Annotated in this window: 11 protein-coding genes; 4 read left to right on the plus strand and 7 right to left on the minus strand. The window is 64.9% G+C overall.

Annotated elements, in window-relative coordinates:
- Positions 1-13: 13 nt before the first annotated feature.
- The 3 genes from CFE42_RS16320 to CFE42_RS16330 are packed head-to-tail and all read right to left on the minus strand — an operon-like array spanning position 14 to position 6,344.
- On the minus strand, positions 14-1,291 hold the full coding sequence (locus CFE42_RS16320) for a branched-chain amino acid ABC transporter substrate-binding protein (protein ID WP_004631049.1): 1,278 nt from the start codon (positions 1,289-1,291) through the stop codon (positions 14-16).
- Positions 1,292-1,314: 23 nt separating this feature from the next.
- Positions 1,315-4,626: a carboxyl transferase domain-containing protein gene (locus CFE42_RS16325; protein ID WP_251471160.1), complete on the minus strand. Its 3,312-nt coding sequence runs from the start codon at positions 4,624-4,626 to the stop codon at positions 1,315-1,317.
- Positions 4,623-6,344, minus strand: a complete 1,722-nt coding sequence (locus CFE42_RS16330; protein ID WP_004631043.1) for an AMP-binding protein — start codon at positions 6,342-6,344, stop codon at positions 4,623-4,625. Before CFE42_RS16330 ends, CFE42_RS16325 begins: the two co-directional genes overlap by 4 nt.
- Before the next feature lie 202 nt (positions 6,345-6,546).
- Here CFE42_RS16330 and CFE42_RS16335 point away from each other — a divergent pair, with 202 nt between their 5' ends.
- On the plus strand, positions 6,547-7,257 hold the full coding sequence (locus CFE42_RS16335) for a TetR/AcrR family transcriptional regulator (protein ID WP_004631041.1): 711 nt from the start codon (positions 6,547-6,549) through the stop codon (positions 7,255-7,257).
- Here the strand turns inward: CFE42_RS16335 and CFE42_RS16340 are convergent.
- Positions 7,241-8,056 carry an MBL fold metallo-hydrolase gene (locus CFE42_RS16340; protein WP_009277467.1) on the minus strand — a complete coding sequence of 272 codons (816 nt, stop codon included), beginning with the start codon at positions 8,054-8,056 and terminating at the stop codon, positions 7,241-7,243. The two genes, CFE42_RS16335 and CFE42_RS16340, sit on opposite strands and share 17 nt — an antisense overlap.
- Before the next feature lie 239 nt (positions 8,057-8,295).
- Here CFE42_RS16340 and CFE42_RS16345 point away from each other — a divergent pair, with 239 nt between their 5' ends.
- Complete coding sequence (locus CFE42_RS16345; RefSeq protein ID WP_037044181.1) at positions 8,296-9,792, plus strand: DEAD/DEAH box helicase; 1,497 nt, start codon at positions 8,296-8,298, stop codon at positions 9,790-9,792.
- A gap of 39 nt (positions 9,793-9,831) precedes the next feature.
- On the opposite strand, the gene gluQRS is transcribed toward CFE42_RS16345, so the two are convergent.
- Together gluQRS and CFE42_RS16355 are read right to left on the minus strand one after the other, a co-directional pair.
- Positions 9,832-10,776, minus strand: coding sequence for a tRNA glutamyl-Q(34) synthetase GluQRS (gene gluQRS, locus CFE42_RS16350; RefSeq protein ID WP_004631038.1), 945 nt, complete (start codon positions 10,774-10,776; stop codon positions 9,832-9,834).
- 62 nt (positions 10,777-10,838) lie between these two features.
- Entirely contained in the window at positions 10,839-11,741 is a 903-nt protein-coding gene (locus CFE42_RS16355; protein ID WP_004631037.1) for a LysR substrate-binding domain-containing protein, read from the minus strand.
- A 106-nt stretch (positions 11,742-11,847) separates the two neighbouring features.
- Here CFE42_RS16355 and CFE42_RS16360 point away from each other — a divergent pair, with 106 nt between their 5' ends.
- Both CFE42_RS16360 and CFE42_RS16365 read left to right on the plus strand, forming a co-directional pair.
- Entirely contained in the window at positions 11,848-12,546 is a 699-nt protein-coding gene (locus CFE42_RS16360; protein ID WP_004631036.1) for a pirin family protein, read from the plus strand.
- Positions 12,547-12,624: 78 nt separating this feature from the next.
- Positions 12,625-13,197 (plus strand): flavodoxin family protein, encoded by a 573-nt coding sequence (locus CFE42_RS16365; protein ID WP_004631035.1) that lies wholly within the window; start codon positions 12,625-12,627, stop codon positions 13,195-13,197.
- 186 nt (positions 13,198-13,383) lie between these two features.
- On the opposite strand, the gene CFE42_RS16370 is transcribed toward CFE42_RS16365, so the two are convergent.
- Entirely contained in the window at positions 13,384-14,232 is an 849-nt protein-coding gene (locus CFE42_RS16370) for a sulfurtransferase (RefSeq protein ID WP_024972423.1), read from the minus strand.
- Positions 14,233-14,311: the final 79 nt, after the last annotated feature.

A 14,311-nucleotide genomic window follows, 5' to 3' on the forward strand; every position in this document is an offset into this window, starting at 1 on the left:
TCGGCCTGATCGTTTAAGCGCCCGCCGGCCGCTTCATCTTGCAAGCGGTCGGCAGGTCCAGGTCTTTGGCTGCGGTTGTGCTCTCCGTCTTGTGGCCCCACTGGGTGCCGTCGTAGCCGACCTTCACGGTCTTTCCGTCCACCGGTGCGATCGTCGATACGACCTGCGGGAGCAGCAACTGGTGGTCGATCTTGCGCATCGTGACGTTGCCGAGGAAGCTCTGCTTCTGCATGCCTTCCAGCGCCAGCGCAATCTTCAGCGGATCGGTGGAATCGGCTTTGCGGATGGCGTCCGTCACGAGTTCGACAGACAACACGGTGCGCGGCGCGAAGTGCTCGCCGGCGGGTGTCTGCCGCACGCGCGCATCCATCTGCATCAGTTGCGCGTTGCCGTTGCCTGGCGTCCATTCCGACACCCAGGTCACCTTGCCAATCTTGGCCTGCGACACTGCCAGCACGGTGCCCGGGGCGCCTGCGCCGCTGTGGTTCAGATAGCGCACGTCGTAGCTCATGTCGCCGGCGGCCCTGACGAGCAGGTTCAGGTCTTGCCCCCAGTTGCCGGTGAGGAGCGTGTCCGCGCCCGTCGCCTTGGCCTTCGAGACGTAAGGCGCGAAGTCTTTCACCTTGCCGATCGGGTGTAGCGTCTCTCCGGTGAATTGCACGTCGGGTCGCGCGGCCGAGAGCATCTGCTTGCCCAACGAGGCCCACAGCCGGCCGTGCGCGTAGTCCTGGTTCAGCGAGTAGACCGTGCGGATATCGGGCTGCGTTTTTACGAAGTTGGCGAGCGCGCGCATCTTCATCGCTGTGTTGGCCTCGGTGGCGAAATGCCAGAAGCTGCAATGCGCGCCGGTCAGGTCGGGATCGATCGATGCGTAGTTGATGATCAGCACGCGGCTGTTCGGATTGCGCTCGTTGTGCTTGGTGGCAGCGTCCACCATGGCCGCCACCACGGACGAGCCCGACCCGCCAGTAAAGACGATCTTCGCTCCGGCATCGATGGCGCTCTGCAGCGCCGACAGACTGTCTTGCGCCGAGAGCTTGTTGTCGTACGTCGACAGTTCGTAGCGCGCGCCGTTCAGCACGCCCTGCGGCTGCGCGTTGGCATCGTCAATGCCGAGTTTCAGATTTGCCAGAAACTGCTCGCCCACATTCGAGAGCGGCCCGCTCAGCTGATCGATGAACGCCACCTTGATCGGCGACGGGTCGGCGGCGTACGTCGGCGGTGCGAACAGCAACGCTCCAGCGCAGGCCAATGCGGACAACGGACAGGCAAAGCGGATCACTGCAGGCATGTCTCCTCCTTGTGTGTTCTCGTCTACCACGTGTCGATGAAGCGGCGCGTGGCGGGGTCACGTGTGTGCCTTGGCGGGGCGGGCGGCGCCGATTGCAACCCACGCAACAGCCAGCGGCGCGTATCGGCCGGGTCGATCACCGCGTCGATCTCCAGATAGCTGGCGATGTTGAGCGCGCGGCCTTCATCGTAGGCGGCGTCAACCATCTTGCGGAACAGGGCCTCGCGTTCTGCCGGGTCTTCCACCGCTTCCAGTTCCTTGCGGTAACCCAGGCGGATGGCGCCTTCGATGCCCATGCCGCCAAACTCGCCGCTCGGCCACGACGCGGTGAACAGCGGCGCGTGAAAACCGCCTGCTGCCATGGCCATCGCCCCAAGGCCGTAGCCTTTGCGCAGCACGATGGTGAAGAAAGGCACGCGCAAGTTGCCGGCTGTCACGAACATGCGGCTGACGTGGCGGACGGTGGCGGTCTTTTCCGCCTCCGGCCCGACCATGAAACCCGGTGTGTCGCACAGTGAGACGACGGGCAGGTCGAATGCGTTGCACAGTTGCATGAAGCGCGACGCCTTATCCGCCGCCGGAGAATCGATAGCGCCGCCCAGGTGGCGCGGGTTGTTGGCAATGCAGCCGAAGGCGCGGCCTTCGATGCGGATCAGCGCGGTGATGATGCCCACGCCAAAGGCCTGGCGCAGTTCCAGAACGGAGCCCGTGTCGGCCAAGGCGTCGATCACGGCACGCATGTCGTAGCTGCGCAAGCGGTTTTCGGGAATCACGTGTCGCAGGTGGCGCACGTCGCCGGCTTCCCAGTGGGCGAGTGGCCCCTGGAAATAGCTCAGGTAGCGGCGCGCGGTGTCCACGGCTTCGGTCTCGTCTTCGACGACCACGTCGATCACGCCATTCGGCGCCTGCACGTTGACGGGGCCGACCTCCTCAGGCGCGTAGATGCCAAGGCCGCCGCCTTCGATCATGGCGGGACCGCCCATGCCGATGGTCGCGTCGCGCGTGGCGATGATCACGTCGGCGCAGCCTAGCAACGCGGCGTTGCCTGCAAAGCAGCGGCCCGAGACGATGCCCACGGTCGGTACCAGCCCCGAGAGGCGCGCGAAGTGGATGAACGTCGGGCAGTCCAGACCACTGACGCCGCGCTTTTCAGTGTCGCCCGGTCGGCCGCCGCCGCCTTCGGCAAACAGCACAACGGGCAGCTTCCATTGCTGCGCCAGCTCCAGTGCACGGTCGGTCTTCTTGTGGTTGAAGGTGCCCTGGGTGCCTGCCAGCACGGTGTAGTCGTACGCGAGCACCATGCAGCGCGCGTCGTGATCGGGGAAGTGCGTGCCGTTGACGGTGCCAATGCCGGTGATGATGCCGTCGGCCGGCGTCGAGCGAATCAAGTCATCGAGTGCGCGCCGCTGGCGTTGCGCTGCGATGGCCAGTGCACCGTACTCGATGAACGAGTCTGGGTCGCACAGGTGTGCGATGTTCTCGCGCGCGGTGCGCTGGCCGGTCTTGCGGCGGCGGGCAACGGCATCCGGACGGTTCGCGTCGAGACCGAATGCATGGCGGTCGATGACGGCTTGCAGGTCCGGGCGAATGTGGTCGAGATCGATCTCTGCGTCGGTTGCGTCGGCGTCGTGTTGCGCGTCGCCGGGCTGCAGCGCGGCCAGCGGCTGGCCCTCGCGCACCGTTGCGCCCGGCTGTGCGCAGACTTGCAGGACACGACCGGCCGCCGGCGCCGTGACGACGTGCTCCATCTTCATCGCTTCAATGACGGCCAGCACCTCGCCGCGCGCGACCGTGGCACCGGCTTGCGCATGGATCTGGATCAGCGCGCCATCCATTGGCGCGGTGAGCACTTCTGCGTCGTCAGGAAGCTCGTCGAGGAATGACGTAGCGGGCGTCAAGTCCGGGGTGGTGACCGACGTGGCGTGCAGTGCGGGATGCGCTTCACCGTTGCCTGCGGCCAGGTCGGCGAGCTTTGCATCGAGAAACTGCGTGTGCACGGCGTTGGTCTGCACGTCGGCATCGCGCAGCAGGTCTTGCAGCAGCCGCTTGTTCGTGACTACCCCTTCGATGCGGAATTCGCACAGCGCGCGGTACGTCTGTGTCAGCGTCTGCGCATACGTGCCGTGCGGCGCGTGGACGATCAATTTGGCCAGCAGCGAGTCGAAGCGCGGGTTCGGACGGTAGCCTGCATAACCGCAGGTGTCGACGCGCACGCCCGGGCCGTTGGGCGGCTCGAAGGCGGTGAGCATGCCGGTGGACGGGTGCGGCTGACCGCTTGCATCGAGGGTCTCCGCATTGATGCGCACCTGCACGGCGTGGCCGCGCGGCGCGATCGGCTGAGCAAGCCCGACATCTGCGAGCGACGCACCCTGCGCCAGCGCCAGCTGGGTCACGACCAGGTCGATACCCGTCACCATTTCCGTGACCGTGTGTTCGACTTGCACGCGTGGGTTGGCCTCCATGAAGTAGAAGGTGGCGTGCGGCGTGCCCGCGCCTTCCACGAGGAATTCGAAGGTGCCGATGCCGCTGTAGCCTGCCGCCTTGGCGAGCGTGACGGCAGCCTCTGCAATGCGTGCGCGCAGTGCATCGTCCAACGCGGGGCTGGGCGCGATCTCGATCAGTTTCTGGTGACGGCGCTGCAGGCTGCATTCACGCTCGCCGAGGTGCGTAACGTGGCCGTGCGCGTCTGCGACGATCTGGATTTCGATATGGCGCGGGGCGGGCACCAGCGCTTCCACATAGACGTCGCTGCCACCACCCGTGGCGGTCGCTTCAGATACGCAGCGCGCGTACGCGTCGGCAATCGCCTGCGCATCGTGCACGGCGCGCATGCCGCGTCCGCCGCCGCCGGATACGGCCTTGATCATCATGCCGTGCGAGGGCGGCAGCGCGGCGAAGAAGGCGCGCGCCTCTTCCAGCGTGGTCGCACCTTGCGTGCCGCTGACGACGGGAATGCCGGCCTCGTGTGCAAGGGCCCGAGCGCGTGCCTTGTCGCCGAAGAGGTCGAGCACACGCGGTGACGGCCCGATGAACTGCACGCCGGCCTGGGCGCACTGGCGCGCGAACGCGGCGTTCTCGCTTAGGAACCCATAGCCGGGATGGACGGCTTCGGCCCCGACGGCGCGTGCAGCGGCGAGGATGGCCGCGCCGTCAAGGTATGCGCGTGGGCCGGTCCCGGACAAGGGCACGGCTTCATCTGCGCGTAGTGGATGCAGCGCGTCGCGATCGTCCTCGGAATAGATGGCGACGGAGGGCAAGCCCATCGTGGCGGCTGCGCGGGCAATGCGAATGGCGATCTCGCCGCGATTGGCGATCAGCAGTTTGCGAAACGTCATGGAGCAGATGTGGGTTGGAGCTGTTCAGCGAGCGGCGCGAGATCCTGTTTGCGCACCTTGCCGGTGGCCGTGAGCGGCAGTGCATCGACGATGCGCACGATGGGCACTTTGTAGCCGGCCATGTTCTCGCGGCACCAGCCGGTGAGCGTGGCGCTGTCCAGCGTGCCGACGGCCTCGGGGCGCAGCATCACGAAGGCGACGGGAAGCTGGCCTCGGTGTTCGTCGGCGCGGCCTACCACGGCAGAACCCAGGATGGCCGGGTGCTTGCCCAGCATGGCCTCGATCTCCGCCGGGAACACGCTCATGCCGTTGACCTTGAGCATCTCCTTGCGGCGACCGAGATAGTGGACGTAGCCCTGTTCGTCGATGCAGCCGATGTCGCCGGTGTGGAACCAGCCGTCGCGCAGTGTTTGGGCGGTTGCTTCGGGCTTGTTCCAGTAGCCTTTGAGCAGCGTGGGCGTGCGTACGCAGAGTTCGCCTTCGGCGCCGATTGGCACTAGGTCGTGCGTGTCGAAATGGCAGATCTTGAAATCGGTGCCGGGCACCGGCAGGCCCACGAAAATCGGCTGCGAGCGCAGATCGAAATCATCGTCCTGCATGCCGACAGTGAAGCTGTTGCAAGTCTGTGTTTCCGTCATGCCCCAGGCGCTCTCGGCCATCGTCGAGCCGGTCAGTTCGCGCCACGCGCGGCGGTATTCGGGGTTCAGCTTCTTCACAAATGACGACACGCCCGTATGTCGCAGCGAGCGTAAGTCGTACGCATGCACGCGTGGATGCGCCATCACCTCGGCGGCGCTATCGACCAGCATCGAGCCGTTGGTCACGCGATAGCGCTGCACGCCAGCCATGAAGGCCTCCGCATCCCAACGCGCGAGCAACACCAGTGGCACGCCAAGGAAGGCAGGGAAGATCAGCCCGGTGTTTTCGCCCGCAATCCAGAACTGCGGATAGAAGCTGAGCATGACGGTGTCCGCATCCGCGCGCATCGACACGGTCGAGAAGGCGGCCGCCATATCGACCATGTCGCCCTGGGTGTGGATGCAGCCCTTCGGCAGCCCCGTCGTGCCGCCGGTGTAGTTGAGCGCGGCAACCGCATCGAGCGAACCCGCCGGCAGGGGGATCGGCGTGGTCTGTGCCAATGCGGGCAACAAGTCGATTGCATCGCCGCAGGCCAGCGGCGGTTCGGTCAGCATTGCCGGGAGCGGCAGCGTCGGCTCTGCGGGCAGCACGTCTGCGTAACGTGTGACGAAGACGTGCTCGATCGATGTTTCGGCGCGCACGTCACGCACGAGCGGCATGAGGCGGTCCAGCGTGACGATGGCGCGCGGTGTCGCGTCGCCCAGCGCATGCATCAACTCCGCGCGCTGCGACAGCGGGCTGATCGGCACATACACGGCGCCCAGCTTGAGGATGCCGAAGAACACTGCATTGAACTGCGGACAGTTCGACAGGAACACGGCCACGCGGTCGCCCGCGCCAATGCCGTGTTGCGCGAGCAGCGCGGCGACGCGGTCGGAGAGATCGTCAAGCTGGGCGAACGTCGTGTCGTGCCCGTAGAAATGGATCGCTGGCTTGTCTGGCGTGGTGCGCGCCCAATGCCGCAGATAGTCGGTAAGGGCAACGCGCCCGATCGGGTAATGCGGCTCACGTGGGGTATCGACCGGCCATGCGCGCGCCCAGAGCGCGCGAACGCGGCCGAGATACTCGGACTCGTCCATCGCCAAAGCTTGTCTCCGTTGGGTTGTGCAGTGCGTTCGCAAAGTGGCGCCGCACTATCTATACTGAAAAGTAATTTTTTATACCAACGGGTAAGAATATAGAAAGCGTTCTTTGATGCGTCAAGCATCGGGAAGCGAAGATGTCGCCAAGATGCGCGCATGCCCCCGGCGCATCTGCAGGCGACATGCGAAAATATGCGCCATGTCCACCGCCCGCAAATCTGCCGTTCCTGACGCGCATCCGTCTGCTGACATCGGGGCCGCCGACGCCCCCAGCATCACACCGCCGGCCACGCGCCCCCACATCGCCGAGCGGCAGGAGGCCCGCCGCCGGCAGATTCTCGACACGGCTGCGCAGCTCTTCTTCACGAAGGGCTATGCCGGCATGACGATGAGCGACCTGTGCAACGCGCTTGGGGTGACCAAGCCGGCGGTGTACTACTACTTCACCGACAAGTACGAGATTTTCGACATCCTGTGCCGCGAGGCCGCGCAGATCTGCCTGTCGGCCATCCGCGAAACCGCCAACCCGGCGCTGCCTGTGCGAGAGCGCTTGCAGGCGTGTCTGCTGGAAATGGCGCGTCGTTGCATCGACTGTCACTACGCCGCTGCGCTGACGTATCGTGACCGCCAATACCTGCGCCCCGAAACTGTGGAATGGCTGCACGGCATGTCGCGCGGTTACTACCGCGATCTCTATGCGCTGCTCGACGAGGGCAAGCGCGCCGGCGTGTTCGACTTTGGCGATGCGCGTGTCGCGGCGCACTCGATGGGCGGCGTCATGGGCTTCATGTACACCTGGCACGACCCGTCGCGCATCGATGCGCAGGTGCTGGCCGTCGAACTGTCGGGCGCCATGATGAAGATCATCCTGCCCGCCGCCCCGAGCCCGGCAGCTAAGCCCGCGCCCTGAGCGTCGCGCCCGCCGGTGCGTTCGGCAAGGCGGGCAGACGGAAGAGCTCTGGCGTCATCAGGTCGATGCCGCAGTCGAGCGTTTCCACCCAATCGATGAACCGGTTGACCATGGCCGACCCGCGGAAGGGCTGGCCGTGCTGCGGCACGATCCATTCGATCTGCAATCCGCGCACCATCTGCGCCCACAGCCGGCATACGCGGTTGCCGCTCATGTAGCGACGGTGGAAAGGTGCCATGAGCGGCAGGTGCGCATCAAAATCGTCCACGGGTTTGGCGGCCACGTTGGCGTGCACCATCGATGCTCCCAGATCGCCCGAGAACAGGATGCGCGACACCGGATCGTAGAACTGGAAATTGCCTTCCGAATGCAGGAAATGCGCCGGTACCGCCAGCAAGTGCGATTGCCCCAGCGGAATCGCCATGCCCGTATCCGGGATCGGCACGATGCGCCCCTCGGTCTTGCCGACGGCGCAGAAATGCGGCAGAAAGCGCTCCCACACGCGCGAGATCAGGATGTCGCAGCTGGAACTCGTGAGCCACCTTCCCGCCGACGCGACGATGTCCGGGTCCGCATGCGAAGCCAGCACGTAGTCGAGCTGCTTGGGCGGAAAGTACCGGTTCATGGCCAGAAATAGCGCGTTGTAGGTCATCTGGCCGCCCGGATCGATCAGCGCGCCGTGTCCGTGATCGACGATGAGGAACTGGTTGGTCTGCACTGGCAGGTCGTCGTGATCGTCGACCAGGTCGGAAAACATCAGGCAGGCATGTCCGGGCGATTCATAAAGCGTGGTGACCATGGGAGAGGGCAGGGCGCAGGTGGCAATGCCCGGATGGTGGCGCAGCGCGTGCCGGCCATACTTGATCCGTGTCAAGGCAGCTGTGGCGCCGGCATTGGCCTGGGTGGGCCCATCATCCGTCCCGGGTGGGGTCTCACGTGATAAACTTTTGATCTTTAACGCTTTGCGCGAGCCGCACGCGGGATTCTCCGCTTGGGTCTGGCGCGCCGCCATGCCAACCGGCATGCCGCATCTCCCCTATGAATACTGCAACGATGTCTGAAGCGTCAGAAGCGCCGGCCAATGAATCGGTGACATTCGACAGCTTCGGCCTGCATCCGGACGTCCTCCGCGCGCTGACCGAAAGCGGTTACACCAAGCCCACGCCCATCCAGGCCGCAGCCATTCCGGTGGTGACCGCCGGCCACGACGTCATGGGCGCCGCGCAAACCGGCACCGGCAAGACTGCCGGTTTCTCGCTGCCGATCATCCATAACCTGCTGCCCGACGCCAACACGAGCGCGTCGCCGGCGCGCCACCCGGTGCGGGCGCTGATCCTCACACCCACGCGCGAACTGGCCGACCAGGTGTACGACAACGTTGCCAAGTACGCGAAGTACACGGCGTTGCGCAGCGCCGTCGTGTTCGGCGGCGTCGACATGAACCCGCAGACCGAGCAACTGCGCCGCGGCGTCGAAATCCTGGTTGCCACGCCGGGCCGCCTGCTCGACCACGTGCAGCAGCGCAGCGTGAACCTGTCGCAGGTGCGCATGCTGGTGCTGGACGAAGCCGATCGCATGCTCGACATGGGCTTTCTGCCCGACCTGCAGCGCATCATCAACCTGCTGCCGGCACACCGCCAGACGCTGCTGTTCTCGGCCACGTTCTCGCCCGAGATCAAGAGGCTGGCCGCGAGCTACCTGCGTCATCCGCAAACTATTGAAGTGGCACGCAGCAACGCCACGGCAGAGAACGTCCGTCAGGTCATCTACACCGTGCCGGACAACCACAAGCAGGCCGCGCTCGTGCACCTGCTGCGCCAGCGCGCGGAGCAAGGCCTGCCGCGCCAGTGCATCGTGTTCTCCAACAGCAAGATCGGCTGCTCGCGCCTGGCGCGCGCGCTGGAGCGCGAAGGCATCAACGCCAACGCCATCCACGGCGACAAGACGCAGACCGAGCGCATGCAAACGCTCGAGGCGTTCAAGCAGGGTGCCGTTGATGTACTAGTCGCCACCGACGTTGCCGCGCGCGGTCTCGATATCTCGCAGATGCCGTGCGTGATCAACTTTGACCTGCCGTTCAACGCAGAAGACTACGTGCACCGGATTGGCCGCACGGGCCGTGCCGGTGCTTCCGGTGATGCACTGTCGCTGTTCGCCCCGGGCGATGAACGCCTGCTGGCCGACATCGAAAAGCTGATCAAGCGCAACCTGCCGCGCGAGCAGCTGGCTGATTTCGATCCGACCGGCGAACAGGCGCGCGACCGTGAGCGCCGCGAGCGCGACGAAAAGCGTGCCCGCAGCGAAGTCCGCCGCTCCCGCGAGCGGGAAGACCGCAACGGTACCCGCGTGCTCGATCACACGATCGTGCGCCCGGCGTTCCGCCCTTCCGACGACCCGTTCTTCAATCGCCCGTACGAATCGTCCGTGCCAGCGGAATCGGCGGAGGCTGCCAAGCCAGCGCAAGCAGCCGGTCACCCGCGCACCGCCAAGCGCCCGATCGCGGCGCTGCTCGGTGGCGTGCCGCGCAAGCGTTAAGTCAGTCGACTGAAAACGGCGGCGCTCCAGCCGCCGGGGTCAATCGCACCGGGCAGGTTGTGCCAGGCGATTGGCCCATGCCGGGACGGCGTCCCGGTAGAACCCCTCCACATCGCCCGCGCGAATGTCGAGCCCGAGGTGTTGGGCCGCTTCCGTCAACGCGGCCAGCGGTTGACTACGGTTGATGGCGCGCGCGCCCGTCTGCTTGCTGAGTTTTTCGCCGTCGGGGTTCACGACCACCGGCACGTGCAGATAGCGCAACGCGGGCAGCCCGAGCAGCTGCTGCAGATAGATCTGGCGCGGCGTCGAGTCGAGCAGGTCGGCGCCGCGCACGACGTCCGTGATGCCTTGCGTGGCATCGTCCACCACCACCGCAATCTGGTACGCCCACATGCCGTCCGCGCGCTTGAGCACGAAGTCCCCTACGGCTTCAGCCAGGTTCTGGCATTGCATGCCTTGCCAGCGGTCGTTGAAGCAGATGGTCGCGGCATCGGCATCCGGCACGCGCACGCGCCATGCGCGCGGCGGACGGCCGTGCAGTCCGTTGCGGCACGTGCCGGGATAGATGAGGGTTTGGTGACGCAGGTGCCCGTTGGCGTCGATGCTGGTGACGGAATCCGCAATCTCGCGGCGCGTGCAGCCACACGGATAGAGGTTGCCGTTGGCCTGCAACTGCTCCAGCGCCTGTTCAAAGCGTGACAGGTGCGTGCTCTGCCACTGCGGAGCCTCGTCGGGAATGAGCCCGAGTGCATCCAGTGTGGCGAGGATGTCGCGGTCGGCGCCGGGCACGTTGCGCTGGAAATCGATGTCTTCAATGCGCACCAGCCACGCGCCGCCGTAGACGCGTGCATCCAGCCAGCTGGTCAGCGCGGTGACCAGCGAGCCGATATGCAGCGGCCCCGTGGGAGAGGGCGCAAAGCGGCCACGGTATTGGCCGCGCGACGACGTGGTGGATTCCGGAAAATCGAGATTGGCTTGGGACAACGCAACGCTCCAGGCGCAGAGGTCGATGACGCTATTGTGCGCGATTTGTCCGCGCGAGGCGCCTATTGCATCATCAGGGCCTGCCCCAGGCGCGGGTCTTCCAGCTTGTCGACCCACCATTGCAGCGCCTTGCCGCGCATGTTGTTGCGCCAGGCAACCTGAAAGGTGGCGGCGCGCTTGTCTTCGGTGGTTTCCTTAGCGATCAGCACGCCAGAATCCAGATACGGTTGTGCCAACGGCACCGGCAACCAGCCGCAGCCCAGGCCACGAATCTGTGCCTGCACCTTGTCGGCCATGGATGGCACCACCAGCGTGTCCTGTCCAGCCATCACACCAATGGTGCGTGCAGGCAGATTGCGCGATGTATCCCCCACCGCAACGATACGATGCCGCGTGATGGCGGCCGCAGGCAACGGCTCCTCCATTTGCGCCAGCGGATGATGTGCCGCCACCGCAAACACGAACGGGATGTTGCCCACCGTGCGCGTCTGAATGCCCTGCACCTGCATCACCTGCGCCGGCCCGATCAGCAGATCTGCGCGGCCCGAAAGCAGTGCGTCCCACGTGCCGGCCAGGACCTCACGGCAGAAGCGCAAGCGCGTGGCGGTGTTTTCGGCGTAGAAATCCTGGATGACGGGCATGAGTGCGCGAAAGTGCACCAGATCGTCGACTACGATGGTCAACGTGGCTTCCCAACCGGTGGCGAGGCGTTTGACGCGGCGGGCGAGGTCGTCGGCGGCCTGCAGCAGGTGGCGACCTTCGTCGAGCAGCGCGCGGCCGGCGGGCGTGAGTTCGGCACGGTGGCGGCGTCGGTCAAACAGCAGCACATCGAGATCGTCTTCCAGCTTGCGCACCACATAAGTGAGCGCCGAGGGCACTTTGCCCAGTTCGTGCGCCGCGGCGGCAAAGCTGCCCTTGCGTTCAATCGCATCCAGCACTTCCAGAGATTCCAGCGATAGCGCCATGTTCAGAATTTTTGATGTATTGAATCAAAGCCTTGCCTCGCAACTATAGCCAATCTGCGTACCATTCACACATCAGCGCAGTAATTTGGATAGGAGATTCATCAAAATGATTGAAATCCGCCCCTCTCAAGATCGCGGTTACGCAGACCATGGCTGGCTCAAGTCGTATCACAGCTTCTCGTTTGCCGATTACATGGACCCGCAGCACGTTCAATTCGGACCGCTGCGTGTCATCAATGAGGACCGCGTCGCCGCCGGCATGGGCTTTGGCACCCATGGCCACCGCGACATGGAAATCATCAGCTACGTGCTCGACGGCGAGCTGGCGCACAAGGACAGCATGGGCAACGGCAGCGTGCTGCGCCGGGGCGACGTGCAACGCATGACGGCTGGGACAGGTGTGCGTCACTCCGAGTTCAACCACGCGCAGGACCAGACCACGCATTTTCTGCAGATCTGGGTGCTGCCGGCGCAGTTGAACCTGACGCCGGGTTACGAAGAACGCCATTTCGACGAGGCGGCCAAGCGCGGCAAGCTGGCCCTGATCGCCAGCGCCGACGGCCGTGACGGATCGGTGAAAGTGCACCAGGACATGGCCCTCTACGCCGGCAAGTTCGATGGAGCAGAAACTGCGTCCCTGCCGATCGCCGCAGGCCGCCGCGCTTATGTGCACGTCGTGCGCGGTAAGGTGAGCGTCAACGGTCGCACGCTGGTGGGCGGCGACGCCGCCAAGCTGACGCAAGAAGAGACAGTGATGCTGTCTGGCGGCGAAGACAGCGAAGTGCTGGTGTTCGATCTGCCGTAATGTTCGTGGCGCACGCTGTGTGCGCCATTTTTCTTTTCCGTTGTTCCCCCGCGGTACCCCAACCCCAAGAGGATTCCCATGGCACGAGTTGCAGTCGTTTATCACAGCGGTTATGGCCACACCAAGAAGCAAGCCGAGGCCGTGTTTGCAGGCGTGCAAGGCGCCGGCGCGGAAGCACATCTGATTTCGGTGACAGACGTCAATGACGACACGTGGGCCCTGCTGGCCGGCGTCGACACGATCGTCTTTGGCGCGCCGACCTACATGGGCGGCGTTTCGGGCGACTTCAAGAAATTTGCCGATGCGTCGTCCAAGGCATGGTTCACCGGCGCATGGAAGGACAAGATCGCCGCGGGGTTCACGAATTCCGCGTCGATGAACGGCGACAAGTACGCGTCGATCCAGTACCTGTGGACGCTGTCGCAGCAGCACGGAATGATCTGGGTCGGCACGGGCATGATGCCGGCCAACAGCAAAGCCGCCACGCGCAACGACGTGAACTACCTGGCGGGTTTTGGCGGCGCGCTGGCGCAATCGCCGTCGGATGCGAGCCCCGAGGAAGGTCCGCTGCCGGGCGACCTGGAAACCGCCAAGCTGTTCGGCGAGCGCATTGTTGCGATCACGAACCAGTTTGTGCGCGGCCGTCAGTAAAGCGGATCGCTCAAAGAAAAACGCCGGCATGTCCGGCGTTTTTTTGCTGGCACGCAATGAAGGATCAGAACCGCGTGCCCGCTCCGCAGAAGACGCCGCGGTTCGATCCGCCCTCGCAGTTCGTCGCGCAACCTCCCAATGCTGCAAGGCAAAGCGCGCTGACGAGGAGGAGGGCGGCGAGGCGCTTCATGCGGCGGCGCGCGTTTGGTTGCCTGCGCAATGCGGACAGCGCTGGCCGGGGATGTACTCGGCGGACTGCTGTTCTTCCGGCGTGACAACGGCGCGGCAGGCGAAGCACTGCTTCGGCCCTGCTGGCTGCAGTTCGGCATTGAGAGCGGTGCGGTGGTCGAACACGAAGCAATCGCCGTCGTAATGGGCGCCGCCCACTTCCTCGAAATACTTCAGGATGCCACCTTCGAGTTGATAGACGCGCTCGACACCGATCTCCTGCATGTGGATCGCCGCCTTTTCGCAGCGGATGCCGCCGGTACAGAACGACACGACCGTCTTGCCGACAAAGTCGTCCTTGTGCGCGGCAATGGCGGGAGGAAACTCGGTGAATTTCTTGAGGTTGTATTCGACGACGTTCTTGAACGTGCCGACGGCAACCTCATAGTCATTGCGCGTGTCGAGCATCACCACGGGGCGGCCCTCGTCGTCGTGGCCCTGGTCGAGCCACCGCTTCAGGTCGGGCGGCGCGACCGACGGCGCGCGGCCGTCTTCCGGCCGGATCAGCGGGTGGCGCATGGTGATGATTTCTTTCTTCATGCGCACCAGCAGGCGGCGGAACGGCTGGTGGTCGGACAGGCTTTCCTTCGGTGCGAGGTCAGCAAAACGGGCGTCGGCGCGCAGCCAGCCGACGATGCCGTCAATGGCCTCGCGCGAGCCGGCCAGGAAGATGTTGATGCCCTCGGGCGCCAGCAGCACGGTGCCCTTCAGCTCGCGCGCCTGGCACTCGGCCAGCAGGGTGGGGCGCAAGGTCTCGCGGTCATCGAGGGTGACGAATTTGTAAGCGGAAATATTGACGATCTGCATGTGCTGCCGCGCCATTTTCTGGCGCCTTGGGTAACCCGTTGATTCGTAAGCCGAAATTATAGCCGCCCGCGCAGCCGTG

The sequence above is a fragment of the Ralstonia sp. PBBBR1 genome (assembly GCF_002256165.1).
GTDB lineage: Bacteria > Pseudomonadota > Gammaproteobacteria > Burkholderiales > Burkholderiaceae > Ralstonia > Ralstonia thomasii.